The sequence below is a fragment of the Aeromonas sp. HMWF015 genome, assembly GCF_963878965.1.
GTDB lineage: Bacteria > Pseudomonadota > Gammaproteobacteria > Enterobacterales > Aeromonadaceae > Aeromonas > Aeromonas veronii.
The window spans coordinates 25,776-41,006 of sequence record NZ_CAWNZT010000283.1; the positions used below are offsets into that span (position 1 = coordinate 25,776).

Consider the following 15,231-nt stretch of genomic DNA (forward strand, 5'->3'; position numbering starts at 1 on the left):
GGTTACATCTTCCGGTGGCAAAGCAGATACCTGACCGGGTCTCTGCGGTGAAGGACCTTACCGGGTCAAGAGCCCCATCAGCCGTCTTACCTTATCGGGAAACGACGGGCTGGAACGAGAGAACCCCCTCCCCGAAGGCAACAAAGCAGGCATCCCGGCGCCTGCTTTGTTGTTTTTGGGTGTTTGACGAAATCAGAGCGAGGGCGGCGTGATGCGATAGAGGCAGCGATGCGCCCCCTCCAGCAGATATTGCTCCCGCTCCACCGTCGCCGGCGCCAGCAGCTGGCGAAACAGCGCCAGTTCGCTGCGACAAAAACCGCGGCAGGTGCGCGCTGCCGCACAGATGGGACAGTGGCTCTCCCACAGCAGCCAGCTGCCATCCTCTTCGCGGCGGATCTCCGCCATGTAGCCCTCGCGAGTGCGCAGCTCCTTGAGCGCCGCTAGCCGGCCAGAGAGGCCATGGGACCCCAGTGCCTCCTGATAGCGAGCAAGCATCTGCTGCTCCCGCTGCTGGATCAGCCGTTCCATCCCCTCCTCGCCAAACAGCTCGCGCACGTTGTCGATCAGTTGCACGGTCAGGTCGCTATGGCTATCGGGGAAGCGCTGCCAGGCCTGCTCGGTGAGCTGCCACAGCCGCATGGGACGACCGCGCCCGCGGGCCTCGTCGCTGAATGTGACCCACCCCTCCTGCTCCAGCGTGAGCAGGTGCTGGCGGGCGCCCATGGAGGTCATCTGCAACTGCTCCCCCAGCGCGGCGGCGCTCTGCGGGCCATGGCTCTTGAGCAGAAACAGGATCTTGTCGGTGCTTGCGTTCATGACCCCATTATGGGGAGCCCCCTTTATTAAATCAACAATTCACTTTACTTAATGCCAGTTATCAACCAGCATAAATAAACAAATTACTTTACTTAATGGATGCGACATGGCGAAACAACAGCACAAAAACCCCCTCTGGGTGCTGGTGATGACGGTCACGCTGGCGGTCGCCGGCTTCAGCCTCCCCTCCCCGGTATTGGCACCTTTGCTGCTGGATCCGGCCCACGGCATGCTGACGCCGGAAGCCTCCGACTGGAGCCGCAAGGTGTGGCTGGGGGTCATCATGGGGCTCTATCCCCTGCTCCAGCTGGTGGGCAGTCCCTGGCTTGGTCGCCTCTCTGACCGCTATGGCCGCAAGCCACTGCTGTTGCTCTCGCTGGTGGGGGTACTGGCAGGCTATGCCCTGATGGCACTCGGTATCGCCTGGCGCTCCCTCCCCCTGTTGCTGCTCAGCCGGATTGTGGAGGGGCTGTGCAACGGCAACATCGCCATCGTGCAGGCGATGGCGGCGGATCTCGCCGGCAAGGAGCACAAGGCGCGCAGCTTCGCCTGGATCAACATCGGCATGAATCTGGGCTGGGTCGTGGGGCCGATGATCGGGGGCTACGCCGCGGTGATCTCGGGGGATTACAGTCTGGCCGCCTGGCTGGCGGTAGGAATGACCCTGCTCAACCTGCTGCTGGTGTACTGGTTGATCCCCTATCGTCCGCCGGTGGCGGCCACCCGTCAGACAGCGACCCTCTCCAGCCGCCAGCTGTTGTTGCAACCGGCCCTGCTGCCCTACTTCGCGCTCACCCTGATCAGCTATGGCGCCGTGCAGCTCTATTTCACCTACTTCAATATCTGGCTGGTGGAGCGGCTGGCCTGGGATCCGGCCCAGCTGGCGCAGGCAGCGGTGCTGGTGAGTTTGCCCATGATGGCGGGCTCCTGGCTCGGCTCCCGCATCGCCCGTCACTGGCGCGGCAGCTCCCTCGGGATTGTCGGCCATCTGGTGATGGCGAGCGGCATGCTGCTCTTTATCCTGCCCGTGCACTGGTGGGGACTGGCGCTTACCTTCGTTCCCGCTGGCATCGGCATGAGTCTGGGGGAGCTGGCCACCTCGGTGGCAATCTCCAACCGCAGTCACCCGGAGCAGCAGGGGCAGCAGGGGCAGGCAATGGGGCTCTACCGCGCCCTCGCCGTGGGCAGCGAGATCCTGGCGGTGCTGCTCGGCAGTCTGGTGCTGCTGGCCGGTACCGAGTGGCCCTTCTATCTCGCCACCCTCTGCTCCCTTGCCAGTGCCGCCGGTTTCTATCTGCTGCGTCGCCGTGCCGACCGTCGTCAACAGCTGGCAAGCTGCACCTGAGCCACGAAGGGATCACAGTTCGGCGCTCCGAGCGCGGGCAAGACTTGCATCGGGGCGCCGGGTCTGGGACGGTAAAGCTCTTTACGGATTTGTTCGATGCTGGAGGAGCTATGAGTGAGTACAAGGCCATCGCGCTCGATATGGATGGCACCCTGCTGACCCGGGATCACAAGATCTCGTCGGCCACCCGGGCAGCCCTGGCGCAGGCCCGCGCCCACGGCATCAAGGTACTGCTGGTCACGGGGCGCCACTACATGACGGCGCGTCCCTTCCACCACGAGCTGGCCCTCGATACCCCCCTCATCTGCAGCAATGGCGCCTATCTCTATGATCCGGTGCAAAACCGGATCATCAGCGGCGACCCGCTGGCGACTGCCCCGCTTACCGAGCTGCTGGCCGCGGTCGAGGCACAGCAGATGGGCGCCCTGTTCCACCTGAGCGAGGGCATTGGCTACATCGGCTGTGAAGAGCATGTCACCCGCATCCGCCACTGGTCGGCCAATCAGCCGGACCACCTCAAGATCGCTCTCCACCCGGTCGAGGAGCTGGCAGGCTGGCTCGACAACCCGGTCTGGAAACTGGAGCTGTTCAATCAGGATCCGGCGCGCCTGCACACCTTTATGGGCGAGGTGGTCGAGCAGATGCCCTTTACCCGCGACTGGGCGGCCCCCTATGCGGTGGAGCTGGTACAGCCCGGTTGCAGCAAGGGCAACCGGCTTGCCCAGTGGGCAGCCAGCGAAGGGATTGCGATGGAGCAGGTGGTGGCGTTTGGGGATAACAACAACGACATCAGCATGTTCGAGCAGGTGGGGCTGGCGGTGGCCATGGGCAATGCGGCCCCGCAGATCCAGAGCCATGCCCATCGGGTCACGGCCGACCACAACGAAGATGGTATCGCACTGGCGTTGCAGCGCTGGGTACTGCCCTGAGCTGACAAGATGCAACATGGCCAGCACGCGGGCTGGCCATGAAGAGAGGGATTAACTGCCGAAGGAGAACTGGATCACCCGATCCGGATAGCGCAGACGGTTGTACTCCCGGCGCAGGGATTCGTAGTGGCGAATGGCCCGATCGCGCTTGGCACGGTAGTAGTCGCGCTGTTCCGTGTTGGTTTCGTTGCGGATGCTGCGCTCCAGCGTATCGATATCACTCTCGGTACGCTCCAGCTCGTCGCTGATCTCCCGCAGGCGGGCAGCCAGTTTGTACTCTTCGTAGCCACGCTGATACTGCTTGAGGAAGCTGGCGTCATTGGGGCATACCCCCAGATAAGCCTGCCCCTCCTTGCCCTTGCTGTAAGCCAGCTCGGGAATGCAGTAGAGCTCCAGCCCCTTGTCGTAGCCCCGTTTCCACTCGGCTTCATCCACTTTGAGGCCATATTCGCTGCAAGACGAAACGTAATTGCGGGTCGCCTGACGGGTTTTGCCTTCCGATCCATCCTGATAACCCAGGTTGTACCAACTCATGGTACGGCACTCATCTTCTGACAGGGCACTGCATCCCGCCAGCAATACCGGCAGGGTCAGCAACAGGATTTTGGGGGACATGAACAGACTCCGGAAAAGATAGTGAGCGGCATTCTAGATAGGATAAAAGGCCATAACAAGGGATGCGCCCCCGTGCGGTCTGGCGCGGTTTATTTGATGTTTTTGTCACTATTCAACGCTGTGCCAGACGGGGTGGCCAACCCGCTTTCCTTGTTATCAGGTGCAAGGTAAACTGCGCCATCTTTTAACTGGCGCGCAACAAAAACAATGAAAGTCCTGACCGTCGATTACCGCTCACCCGATGCGGCCCAACGCTTCACCGAATCCCTGCGAACCACCGGCTTTGGCGTGCTGACCAACCACCCCATTCCGAAAGAGCTGGTGCAGTCCATCTACGACAACTGGTATCGCTTCTTCATGAGCGAGCAGAAGCAGGATTTTCTGTTCAACCGCGAGACCCAGGATGGCTACTTCCCGCCCTCGGTCTCCGAGGTGGCCAAGGGCCATAGCCAGAAAGACATCAAGGAGTACTTCCACATCTACCCCTGGGGCCAGATGCCGGAAGAGCTGAAGGAGCAGGCGATGGAGTACTACCGCCTCGCCAACGGTCTGGCCGCCGAGCTGCTGGGCTGGGTCGAGCAGTACACCCCGGCCGATATCGCCGCTCACTACAGCTGCCCCCTCTCCTCGATGATCGAAGAGAGCCAGAAGACCCTGCTGCGGGTGCTGCACTATCCGCCGTTCGATGGCACCGAGGAGCCGGGCGCCATCCGCGCCGCCGCCCACGAGGATATCAACCTGCTCACCATTCTGCCCGCCGCCAACGAGCCGGGGCTTCAGGTGAAGGGTTCCGACGGCGAGTGGATGGATGTGCCGTGTGACTTTGGCACCCTCATCATCAACATCGGTGACATGCTGCAGGAGGCCTCTCGCGGCTACTATCCCTCCACTACTCACCGCGTCATCAACCCGACCGGTGGCAGTGCCAGCAAGTCACGCATCTCCCTGCCGCTGTTCCTCCACCCGCGCCCGGATGTGGTGCTCTCCGAGCGCCATACTGCCCACAGCTACCTGATGGAGCGGCTGCGGGAGCTGGGGGTGATCTAGTCCGCCGACGAGCCGTTGTCAGAGACCAAACCGGAGCAATCTCACTCCGGTTTTTATTTGGTGGCAGGATTGGGCAAAAAACAGAATTAAATTAGCCAATCATGCCAATAAATCGCATTTACACCTGATAACCGTCGTAGTGATTGCGCCGTGACCTCCGTAACATGAGCGCCATTCTGCCCTGCCAAGGGGCGCTCGATTGGAGTTCTTATGAAGCAGTCCCAATGGTCATCCCGACTCGGCTACATCCTCGCCGCAGCGGGTTCCGCGGTAGGTATCGGCGCAATCTGGAAATTCCCCTATGTCACCGCAGTCAACGGCGGCGGCGCCTTCCTGCTGGTCTTTCTGCTGTTCAGCTTCACCCTGGGGGTGGCGGTATTGATGGGGGAGACCCTGCTCGGCAGCATGAGTCGCCGCGGGGTAGTCGGTGCCTTCTCCGATCTGCTCGGCAAACAGTGGCGCTGGGTTGGGGTAATGGGGGTGATCTCTACCCTGCTCATCTACTGCTTCTACAGCGTGGTGGGCGGCTGGACCCTGGGCTATACCGGCATGGCCATCTCAGGTCAGCTCAACCATGGCGATGCGGCGGCCCTCACCGCCCGCTTCAATGACTATGTCAGCGGCGACGTCTGGCCCATTCTCACCCATCTGCTGTTTGCCGCCCTCACCTGGATGGTGGTGCAAGGGGGCATTCAGAAAGGGGTGGAGCGCACCCTGCGCTGGATGATGCCAGCCCTGTTCCTGATGATCCTGATGCTGGTCGCCTTTGGCCTCACCCTGCCCAATGCGATGGCGGGGGTACGTCACTTCCTGATGCCCGACTTCAGCAAGCTGGGGATGTCCGGCGTGCTCGATGCCATGGGGCTGGCCTTCTTCTCCCTCTCCATCGGTCTGGGCATCCACACCACCTACGGCGCATATCTGCCGACCAGCGAAGGGGTTGGTCGCTCCAGCCTCTGGGTGGTACTGCTGGCCAGCATGGTGGCAGTACTGGCAGGTTTGATGATTTTCCCGGTGCTGGCTTCGACCGGTATCGATCCCGCCTCCGGCCCCGGCCTCACCTTTATGACCATGCCGGCGGTGTTTCAGTTGCTGCCCTTCGGTCAGGTGCTTGAGGTGATCTTCTTCGCCCTGCTGGTCTTTGCGGCGCTCTCCTCGGCCATCTCCCTGCTGGAGCATTTGCAGTGCTTCCTGTGCGAGACCTGGGGCTGGTCACGCCGCACGGCCTGCAGCGCCATCACTGGATTCGTCATGGTTAGCGGTGTTCCGGTCAGCCTGTCGTTTGGCCCGCTGCAACACGCCACCCTGTTTGGCAAAACCATTTTCGAGCTGCTGGACTTTGTCACCTCCAACCTGATGATGCCGCTGTTCGGCCTGATGCTGACGCTGCTGCTGGGCTGGAAGCTGGGACGCAAGGCTTTGCCGCAAGGGATTGCCAGCCACTGGCATCACCTGCTGATGAACTGCTGGCGCTGGATTGCCCCCTTGCTGATCGGCGGGATCTTGATTCGCGGTCTGGTGTGACGGTTACTCTTCGCGGGTGGGCTCATCGGCCCGCCCCTGTGCGGCTCTGACGGCCTCCAGGGCATGCTGCCAGCGGGTGATCTCGACATCATCCGTTCCCTTGGAGAAGACGATATAGAGACCGGCCTGATGGAGCAGTACACCACTGTTGACGATGCTGCGCCGGGATAACCCCATCTTGTCGAGGGTGGCCTCCATCACCAGCTCCGCCATCGGCAAGGCATCGATCTTGCCCAGCATCAGCCGCTCTATCGCCTCCCCGACCGTCTTGTAGCGCACCAGATTGGTGTAGCCCTCATGGGTCAGCCGCACGTCATCGGCATTGCCCAGCACAACCCCCACTCTGGGCAGATCTCGCAGCTGCGCCAGCGAGGTCAGAGGGTGGCGACTATCCGGCGCCTGATAGATAAAGACCCGATTGATAAAGAGCGGGCCAACCCATTTGAAATGGGACTCCCGCTCCGGGAGCCGCTGTACCACGAACAGTCCATAGCCGGGCTCGACCCGTGCCAGCGCCAGCGCCCGCTTGAGCGGGTAAATCCGCACCGGATAGCGGGTGCCAAGCTCCTCCTGCACCTCATCAATCAAACGAATGGCGAATCCGTCGAGCTTGCCGTCGCGGTATTCGGTAAAGGGGGGTAAGTCGTGACTCAGCAGGGTTAATGCGGGCTGCGCCGACACACTCAGGCTGATCAGTAACCAGGGCAGCACCATCCATCTCATACGACATCCTGTCTCATCGTTGTTCCCGTCAGCGCCATGTAGCGGTCACTAGTTCCAGAAGAAGCTACGTCGATTATCGCCCAGTAAATAGCCACAAGGTAGAAAAGATACGGCCCGGCGAGGTTTTCCCCCACTGAGTTGTACGTATAGCCAGAGTGGTGACAGCGGCACACATAAAAAATTTTTGATTTTATGTGTCAATTATTCTTTCCATGGTTTAGGCTGTTTCCTCATTCATTAGTCAGGTTGTCACCTCATGTCTGCCATCCTCGTGCTGTTTGGTCGATTTTTTAGCTCGCAAGAGAGGTGACCTTGCACGCACAGTTTTTCTGAATGTTCATTGCAAAGGTCGCCTCAGGCGGCCTTTTTTATGGTCTGTCGTTTATTGCTACTCAGGAGTATTGCTTCGATGTCGTGTTACCCGGAGGTTGTATGAGCCAGGTTCAGTGGTCTTCCCGTCTCGGTCATGTGCTGGCCGCAGCAGGCACAGCGATTGGCCTTGGTGCCATCTGGAAGTTTCCCTATGTGACCGCCACCAATGGCGGTGGCGCTTTTCTGCTGGTGTTTCTGTTGTTCAGCTTCACCTTGGGGGTAGCGGTACAGGTCGGCGAAACCCTGCTCGGCAGCCATAGCCAGCGCGGAGTGCTCGGCGCTTTTCGCAAACTGGTGGGGCCGAACTGGCGCTGGATGGGGTATATGGGGATCGCCTGCGGCTTCTTTATCTACAGCTTCTACAGCGTGGTAGGCGGCTGGACTGTGGGTTACGCCGCGCTGGCGATGGCTGGCAAGCTCAACCTGAGCGAAGGAAGCGCCCTCACCGCCCTGTTCAACGGCTATGTCAGCAATCCCTGGTGGCCGGTGCTGACCCATCTGATCTTCGCGGGCCTGACCTGGTGGTTCGTGCAGGGGGGTATTCAGAAAGGGGTGGAGCGGGCGCTGCGCTGGATGATGCCCGCGCTCTTCATCATGATGCTGCTGCTGGTGGGGGTTGGCCTCTCCATGCCCGGCTCCATGGCGGGTGTGCGCCAGCTGCTGCTGCCGGACTTCTCCATGCTGACCGGACAGAGCGTGCTGGATGCGCTGGGGCTGGCCTTCTTCTCCCTCTCCATCGGGCTCGGGGTACACACTACCTATGGCGCCTACCTGCCCAATAGCGAAGGGGTGCTGCGCTCCGGGGTCTGGGTGGTCACACTGGCAAGCCTTATCTCGGTGCTGGCGGGCTTGATGATCTTCCCGGCGCTGGCCTCCACCGGCATCGATCCCACCGCGGGCCCAGGGCTCACCTTTATGACCATGCCTGCCGTGTTCAGTCATCTGCCGCTCGGTCAGGGGTTGGGGGTGATCTTCTTCCTGTTGCTGCTGGTCGCAGCCCTATCCTCTTCCATCTCCATGCTGGAGCATCTGGTGCGCTTCACCACCGAGGAATGGGGCTGGTCGCGCCGTGGCGCCTGCCGGGTACTGACCCTGCTTATCATGGCATCCGGCATTCCGGTGAGTCTGTCGTTCGGCCCCTGGAGTGATCTGACCCTGTTTGGCAAGACCATCTTCGAGTTGCTCGACTATCTGACATCCAACCTGATGATGCCGCTGTTTGGTCTGGTACTGACCCTGCTGCTGGGCTGGCGCCTGGGTGATGCCATTCTCCCTGTAGGCCTGTCACCCGCCCTGCGTCTGGCGCTGCTCTGGTGCTGGCGCGTGGTGGCGCCGCTGCTGATCAGCGGGATCCTGATCCGCGGGATCATGTAGCACCTTGCGCATCTTTGCGGGCAGGCCTTGGCCTGCCCTTTTTATTGCTGGCGTTCACTTTATTACAGGCATTCATATGAGCAGCATCACGATGGACAGGAGTGCAGTCGGGCAATCTCGGAAGAGCAGGATGAAGAAGGATCGGAGTGGCAGAGTGGCAGAGTGGCAGAGTGGCAGAGTGGCAGAGTGGCACTATAAGAGGTGGTGCTTGGCTCGCCACAACGGCAACAGAAGAAGCTGGAGTACTGAATTGCGGGCAAAAAAAATCCCCATCTGAGTGGGGACTTTCTCTGCAACTGAAGCTGATATCTCAGCCTCGCTTGCGAATATGGTGGTCGTTACTGGGATCGAACCAGTGACCCCCTCCTTGTAAGGGAGGTGCTCTCCCAGCTGAGCTAAACGACCTGGGATTCTTGAAATGATGGTGGGTCGTGCTGGATTCGAACCAGCGACCAATTGATTAAAAGTCAACTGCTCTACCGACTGAGCTAACGACCCATCTAAATCATTTTTTTTCAAACTGGTGGTCGTTACTGGGATCGAACCAGTGACCCCCTCCTTGTAAGGGAGGTGCTCTCCCAGCTGAGCTAAACGACCTGGGAATTCTGTCTCCACCGAGCGGAGAAAATGGTGGGTCGTGCTGGATTCGAACCAGCGACCAATTGATTAAAAGTCAACTGCTCTACCGACTGAGCTAACGACCCTCACCACGACCAGCTCCGACTGCATTACTGCTTCGGCTCTGACGGCGGCCTATATTACGGATTTAAATTTCCGGTGCAACAGAAAATTCGTAATTTAAATCCGTTTGCTCACTGTGCGTACAAATGCAGGCTGTTTTTACAGTAGCGTTACGAAAACAGTGACATACAGCAATGTTACAGCTTGGCCAGACTCTGTTTGGCCAACTGGGCTGGCGAGGTGTTGGGATAGCCCTTGATCACCTGCTCATAGAAGGATTTGGCTTCCGCCTTCTTGCCATCCAGTTGCGCCAGCATACCAAGCTTCAGCAGCGCATCGGCTCGCTTGGGGGATTTGCTGTATTTGTTGGCCACGGTCGAAAACTGGGCCGAGGCTCCGGCTCTGTCACCCTTATTGAACAGCAACTGGCCGAGCCAGTAGTGTGCATTGGGAACATAGCCCGAATTGGGGTACTGCTTGATGAAGCCCTGGAAAGCCGGAATGGCTTTGTCGTAGTTCTTCTCTTTGAGCACCATGTTGACCGCTGCGTCGTAGGCCTGATTCTCATCCTGATTGGTTGAGTAATTGGCGGCAGCAGCCGGTGTGGCCGCTGCAGGGGCCGGGGCGGCTGGAGCAGCTTGCTGGCTGCTGGCAACCTTGTCGAGCTCCTGATAGAGCTGACGCTGGCGCTCTTGCGACTGTTCCATCTGGTAGGTCTGCTGCTCCAGCTGACCACGCAGCTCGGAAACCTCCCCTTGCAGGGAGTCGACCTGTTGCTGCAATTCAGCTTGCAGTCGCAGACGGGCATTGAGGGTGCGCTCCAGCAGGGCAACCCGATCTTCCAGACTACCGGTGGGCACGATGGCGCCGTTGTTGCCACTAAGGACAACGCCACCACCCGAGTCACCGCCCAGATCGCTGACAGGAGCCGCAGCTTGCGCATTCAGAGCAACCATTACGGCCAGCGCAACGACAGCTTGCTTGTACACAGATTTCATTCGGATCAAACCTTAGCGTTTAGTACAGATAAAACGGCCAGCGCCATCGTCGCTCGCATATGCAGATTTCATTCGGATCAAACCTTGGCGTTTAGTGCAAATAAAACGGCCATCGAAATGGCCGCTTGCATATAAACGAACTTCGTTCGGTTTAAACCTTAGTAAACCAGAACCGCGCGGCGGTTTTTGGCAAAGGCATCCTCGGTGTGAGACATGTCCAGCGGCTTCTCTTCGCCATAGCTGACGATAGAGAGCTGCTCGGCCTGCACACCCAGGGTTTGCAGATACTTGGCAACAGCCTTGGCACGACGCTCGCCCAGGGCGATGTTGTACTCCGGAGTACCGCGCTCATCGGCGTGACCTTCGATCAGGACTTTAACGCTCGGGCGCTCGCGCAGGTAGCTGGCGTGGGCATCCAGCAGATCAGCGTACTGACCCTGGATATCGTAACCGTCGAACGGGAAGTAGATCACGTTGTCACGCTGCAGTGCTTCGAACTTCTGACGCATCTGCTCTTCCGGGGACAACATGCCGTTGGCGCCGCCGGTTTGTACACCGCCCATGCCGTCGGTCATACCTGATTCAGCGCCAGCGGCGTCGGAATCAGAAGAAGAACTACAAGCGGCCAGGGTGAACAGTGGCAGTGCGATGGCCAAACCCTTGAGCAGTTTATTGAGTTGCATGCTATTTCCTTAAACCTTTATAACAAAACAAAAAACAATTGGATTTTTATCAATTCAAGAAGGGCGACCAAGCTGGTGCACGAATTTCACCGCTACTGGTCGGAAGCACAGCCTTGAAGCGACCATCAGTCGACACCAACGCGAGACTCTTACGACCCTGATAGATGGTGGCATAAATGATCATGCTGCCATTGGGAGCCACACTTGGCGACTCATCCAGAGCACTCTGGGTCAGGACCAGCAGGGCATTGTTTTCCATGTCCTGACGGGCAATACGATACTGTCCCTGAACACGGGTCACCATCACCATGATTTTGCCATCAGGAGTGATGGATGCACCCTGGTTGGATTCACCTTCCCAAGTCATCCGGCGAGTCATACCAGTCGCCAAATTTACGCTATAAATCTGGGGTTTGCCACCACGTTCAGAGGTGAACAACAAATTTTGCCCATCCGGCATCCAGGAGGGTTCGGTGTCGATCACACGGCTGGTTGTGACGCGGGTCAGCTGCTTGCTAGCGACATCAACCACATAGAGGTTCGGTGAACCATCTTTGGAGAGAACGATAGCCAGACGACGACCATCCGGAGACCACTCCGGCGCCCCGTTAATACCGCGGAAACTGGTGATCAGGCTGCGCTGCTGGGTGTAGATATCCTGCACGTAGATTTCGGACTTCTGGTTCTCGAAGCTCACGTAAGCCAGCTTGCTGCCATCCGGCGACCAGGCCGGAGACATCAACGGCTCGCGGGAGCGCAGCAGGGTCTTCTCGTTGTAACCATCGTAGTCAGAAATACGCAGCTGGTACGGGAACTGGGTACCCTGCTGTACGGAGACGTAAGCCAGACGGGTCAGGAAGGCACCGCGCTCGCCAGTCAAACGCTCATAGACGATGTCGGAGATACGGTGGGCAAACTGGCGCATCTGGGCACCCGGGATGGTCGCCATACGGCTATCCAGAATGTAACCGTTGCTCTCGCCACCTTGTGCCTTGGCCAGCTGGCCTTTCAGCACATCGACCAGCTCGAAGTTCACCTTGTAGGTGCCGTCACCGACTGCCGAAATGGAACCCACCACCACGGCTTCAACCCCTTGGGAGGCCCAGGGAGCGAAGTTGATCTCGCTGCTGCTGCTCGGGGTCTGCGGCATCTGGCCACGGGCCAGCGGCTTGAACTTGCCGCTGCGCATCAGGTCGTTGGAGACCACTTCCGCGATGTCCTGCGGCAACTGCCCGTTACCTTCCCACTTGAAGGGGGCGACGGCGATGGGGCGTGCGCTATCAATACCGCCGGTGATGACGATGTCCAAGGCCGCCTGGGCACTCTGGCCCAGCAACAAACAGCCAACCAAAGCAAAAAATACTTTTCTGATCATGGCTTAAATACTCGGTTCCAATATAGATGAGAGGTTAAATTCCTTTCTCGGCGAGAGGTTGCCAACCGGAGGCAAGCAACCTCGTTTTATCACGCTTAGATACTCGGTTCTAACTTCAGGTTAAATTCCTTCAACATCTCGAATGCCGCAGGATCCTTGGGCACAGGCAGTTGATTGGCTTTCAGAACAGCCGCCTTACCGGAACGACAAACCGCCGGGTCACCCTGGCCGTTATCTACCGATATGACAAAGCCACTGCTCGCAAGACGTACGCCGATAGTACATGTTTTGCCCCGCATGGTGGGATCCAAAATCATATACCGCTCAACAGTGGCCTTGATGAGCGCCGCATATTTGTCGACTTCGCCCTGGGCTGCAGCCGATGCCGCCTGACTGCGGGCATTGGCCTCAGCCGACAGCTGCTGCTGCATCATCTCTTCCATCTCTTTTTGCAGCTTGGCCTGCTCGGCGGCTTTACGCTTGCGCTCAGCCGCGATCTTGGCCTGCTTTTCGGCCTCTGCCTTGGCTTTCTTCTCTGCGTCAGCTTTTGCCTTTTTCTCAGCCTCAGCCTTGGCCTTCTTCTCGGCCTCGGCTTTGGCCTTCTTCTCGGCCTCGGCTTTGGCTTTTTTCTCTGCTTCTGCCTTGGCTTTCTTCTCGGCTTCGGCTTTGGCCTTCTTGTCAGCTTCCGCTTTCTTGGCCTTGGCTTCTGCCGCCTTGGCCTTCTCTTCGGCCTCTTTCTTCTCTTGTTCCTTTTTCTTCTTCAGCGCCAACGCCTTGCTCTCGGCTTCCGCCGCTTTACGCTCGGCTTCGGCCTTCTTGGCCTTCTGCTCTTCCAGCTTGCGGGCTTCCTCGGCTTTTTGGGCCTTCTCTTCCGCCTGCTTCTGCTCGGCAACCTTCTTCTGCTTCTCGGCCTCGGCCTTGCGAGTCGCCTCTTCGGCCTGCTTGCGCTTGGTCTCGGCGATGCGAAGCTGCTCCTGTTTCTGAGCCAGCTCGCGCTTGGCGAGATCCGTGTCTTCCTTATCCTTCTCTTTCTCTACCTTTTGAGGCTTGGGCTGAGATTTCTGCTGCTGGATCTGCTTGGCCTGTTCGTTGAGGAAGTTCTCATCGAGCATGACAGCTTGGATGACTCCCTGCGATTCGGGTCGTTTCGGTTTGCTGAAATCGAGCCCGACAAACAGGATGATGCCGATGATCAGGTGCAGCAGAAACGACGCGATGAGATAACCGGAAATACCACGCTTCACATCCATCTCCGTTAGTTCACCGGATCTGTCATCAGGCCAACCTGAGGCACACCCGCTTTCTTGAGGGCCACCATCAACAGGATCACCTCTTCGTAGCGCACGGCCTTGTCACCCGCGACCACCACGGGGGCATTCTGGTTGATCGCCAGATAGCCCATGGCTTTTTCGGTGATGTATTGTTGCATCGCCTCTGGCGTGCCACTTGGCACCGGCTCGTCATCGGCTTCGCCAGCCTTGATGACATACTCGCCTTCGGTATTGACGCTGACGATGAAGGGCGGCTTGACATCTTCCGGCAACTGCTCGGACTCAGCCTGTGGCAGATCCACCTTGACCCCTTGCGTGATCACCGGCGTGACCGCCATAAAGATGATAAGCAGCACCAGCATGACGTCGATATAGGGAACCACGTTGATCTCGGCCACCTTCTTGCGCCGGATCCGCTGATAGGTTTGCATTACTGATCACCCTGCTGCTGTGCAATTTGACGGTTCAGAATGGTAGTGAACTCGTCCATGAAGTTGGCGTAGGCGTTCTCCAGCCGCTCGACCTTGTTGGAGAAGCGGTTGTAGAAGATAACCGCCGGGATAGCGGCAAACAGACCCATGGCGGTAGCGATCAGCGCTTCCGCGATACCCGGAGCCACCATCTGCAGGGTGGCCTGCTGCACCTGACCCAGGGCGATAAAGGCGTTCATGATCCCCCATACGGTACCGAACAGACCGATATAGGGGCTGATGGAGCCGATGGTCGCCAGCACCGGCAGATTGGATTCCAGATCATCCACCGCGCGGGAGAGGGAGACGCGCATGGCGCGGTAGGTACCATCCATCACCGCATCCTGACCACGGGCACCGGCCTTGAGCAAGCGGGCATACTCCTTGAAGCCGGAGTAGAAGATATCTTCCATGCCTTCGATATCATCGCGGCGGGAAGAGGACTCCTGATAGAGGCGATTGAGATCGACCCCTGACCAGAAGCGATCTTCAAACTGTTCCGATGCGAGATTGGCCGCCTTGATCGCCTTTGAACGCTGGATAATCAGCGCCCACGAGACAATAGACATGCTCATCAGGGTCATCATGACCAGTTTTACCAACAGGCTGGCTTGCCAAAACAGGCCAATAAACGAAATTTCAGCGTGCACTTAACAGCACTCCCTTGATTTTTTCAGGTATAGCTACAGGTTTCATTTGCGGATGACTGACACAGGCTATCTGTACCATGGCCTGGGTGATCAGTCGTCCATCAGCCGCCAGGATCTGCTGCGAAAAGCGCAGGGATGCGCGTTTCACTTCAATCACTTGCGTTAATACATTCAATAGTTCATTAAAACGGGCCGCCGAGCGGAAATCGATCTCAGTTCGGCTCACCACGAAGGCATATCCCTCCTGCAGCCAGACGTCCTGTTCGACCCCTTTGGCACGAAGAAACTCGGTGCGAGCACGTTCCATAAACTTGAGATAATTGGCGTTGTAGACGATGCCCCCGGCGTCGGTGTCTTC

At 58.6% G+C, this 15,231-nt stretch carries 15 protein-coding genes and 4 tRNA genes; 5 read left to right on the forward strand and 14 right to left on the reverse strand.

Features of this window, described 5'->3' with window-relative positions:
* Window positions 1-192: 192 nt before the first annotated feature.
* Complete coding sequence (locus AACS18_RS14740; RefSeq protein WP_108612562.1) at window positions 193-816, reverse strand: helix-turn-helix transcriptional regulator; 624 nt, start codon at window positions 814-816, stop codon at window positions 193-195.
* 106 nt (window positions 817-922) lie between these two features.
* On the opposite strand from AACS18_RS14740, the gene AACS18_RS14745 reads away from it, so the two are divergent.
* On the forward strand, window positions 923-2,161 hold the full coding sequence (locus AACS18_RS14745) for an MFS transporter (RefSeq protein WP_108612563.1): 1,239 nt from the start codon (window positions 923-925) through the stop codon (window positions 2,159-2,161).
* A 110-nt stretch (window positions 2,162-2,271) separates the two neighbouring features.
* Window positions 2,272-3,090 carry a Cof-type HAD-IIB family hydrolase gene (locus AACS18_RS14750; protein ID WP_108612564.1) on the forward strand — a complete coding sequence of 273 codons (819 nt, stop codon included), beginning with the start codon at window positions 2,272-2,274 and terminating at the stop codon, window positions 3,088-3,090.
* Window positions 3,091-3,141: 51 nt separating this feature from the next.
* Here AACS18_RS14750 and AACS18_RS14755 read toward each other — a convergent pair whose 3' ends face one another.
* Entirely contained in the window at window positions 3,142-3,705 is a 564-nt protein-coding gene (locus AACS18_RS14755) for a DUF2799 domain-containing protein (protein ID WP_108612565.1), read from the reverse strand.
* 207 nt (window positions 3,706-3,912) lie between these two features.
* Between AACS18_RS14755 and AACS18_RS14760 the strand changes: the two genes are divergently transcribed.
* Together AACS18_RS14760 and AACS18_RS14765 are read left to right on the forward strand one after the other, a co-directional pair.
* The gene (locus tag AACS18_RS14760) at window positions 3,913-4,752 is read left to right on the forward strand and encodes an isopenicillin N synthase family dioxygenase (protein WP_108612566.1); all 840 of its coding nucleotides are present in this window, start codon (window positions 3,913-3,915) and stop codon (window positions 4,750-4,752) included.
* 210 nt (window positions 4,753-4,962) lie between these two features.
* A complete protein-coding gene (locus AACS18_RS14765) occupies window positions 4,963-6,276 on the forward strand; it encodes a sodium-dependent transporter (RefSeq protein WP_005335722.1) in 1,314 nt (437 codons plus the stop codon).
* A gap of 3 nt (window positions 6,277-6,279) precedes the next feature.
* Here the strand turns inward: AACS18_RS14765 and AACS18_RS14770 are convergent, their stop codons facing one another.
* Window positions 6,280-6,999 carry a substrate-binding periplasmic protein gene (locus AACS18_RS14770; RefSeq protein ID WP_108612567.1) on the reverse strand — a complete coding sequence of 240 codons (720 nt, stop codon included), beginning with the start codon at window positions 6,997-6,999 and terminating at the stop codon, window positions 6,280-6,282.
* Window positions 7,000-7,431: 432 nt separating this feature from the next.
* On the opposite strand from AACS18_RS14770, the gene AACS18_RS14775 reads away from it, so the two are divergent.
* A complete protein-coding gene (locus tag AACS18_RS14775) occupies window positions 7,432-8,745 on the forward strand; it encodes a sodium-dependent transporter (protein WP_108612568.1) in 1,314 nt (437 codons plus the stop codon).
* Window positions 8,746-9,074: 329 nt separating this feature from the next.
* On the opposite strand, the gene AACS18_RS14780 is transcribed toward AACS18_RS14775, so the two are convergent.
* The 11 genes from AACS18_RS14780 to AACS18_RS14830 form a co-directional block, all read right to left on the reverse strand.
* Window positions 9,075-9,150 (reverse strand) — tRNA-Val (locus AACS18_RS14780).
* A gap of 17 nt (window positions 9,151-9,167) precedes the next feature.
* Window positions 9,168-9,243 (reverse strand) — tRNA-Lys (locus AACS18_RS14785).
* Window positions 9,244-9,266: 23 nt separating this feature from the next.
* Window positions 9,267-9,342 (reverse strand) — tRNA-Val (locus AACS18_RS14790).
* Window positions 9,343-9,373: 31 nt separating this feature from the next.
* Window positions 9,374-9,449, reverse strand: a tRNA-Lys gene (locus AACS18_RS14795).
* A gap of 174 nt (window positions 9,450-9,623) precedes the next feature.
* Window positions 9,624-10,424 carry a tol-pal system protein YbgF gene (ybgF, locus tag AACS18_RS14800; RefSeq protein WP_064341673.1) on the reverse strand — a complete coding sequence of 267 codons (801 nt, stop codon included), beginning with the start codon at window positions 10,422-10,424 and terminating at the stop codon, window positions 9,624-9,626.
* Between the two features lie 158 nt (window positions 10,425-10,582).
* Window positions 10,583-11,107, reverse strand: a complete 525-nt coding sequence (gene pal / locus AACS18_RS14805) for a peptidoglycan-associated lipoprotein Pal (RefSeq protein WP_005304908.1) — start codon at window positions 11,105-11,107, stop codon at window positions 10,583-10,585.
* 49 nt (window positions 11,108-11,156) lie between these two features.
* A complete protein-coding gene (gene tolB / locus AACS18_RS14810; RefSeq protein WP_005335728.1) occupies window positions 11,157-12,482 on the reverse strand; it encodes a Tol-Pal system beta propeller repeat protein TolB in 1,326 nt (441 codons plus the stop codon).
* A 95-nt stretch (window positions 12,483-12,577) separates the two neighbouring features.
* A complete protein-coding gene (gene tolA, locus AACS18_RS14815; RefSeq protein WP_108539631.1) occupies window positions 12,578-13,732 on the reverse strand; it encodes a cell envelope integrity protein TolA in 1,155 nt (384 codons plus the stop codon).
* A 5-nt stretch (window positions 13,733-13,737) separates the two neighbouring features.
* The gene (tolR, locus tag AACS18_RS14820; protein WP_108612569.1) at window positions 13,738-14,184 is read right to left on the reverse strand and encodes a protein TolR; all 447 of its coding nucleotides are present in this window, start codon (window positions 14,182-14,184) and stop codon (window positions 13,738-13,740) included.
* Window positions 14,184-14,873, reverse strand: coding sequence for a protein TolQ (gene tolQ / locus AACS18_RS14825; protein WP_005335735.1), 690 nt, complete (start codon window positions 14,871-14,873; stop codon window positions 14,184-14,186). Before tolQ ends, tolR begins: the two co-directional genes overlap by 1 nt.
* On the reverse strand, window positions 14,863-15,231 hold a 369-nt coding region (locus AACS18_RS14830; protein ID WP_108612570.1), incomplete at its 5' end, for a YbgC/FadM family acyl-CoA thioesterase. The genes AACS18_RS14830 and tolQ, both read right to left, overlap by 11 nt.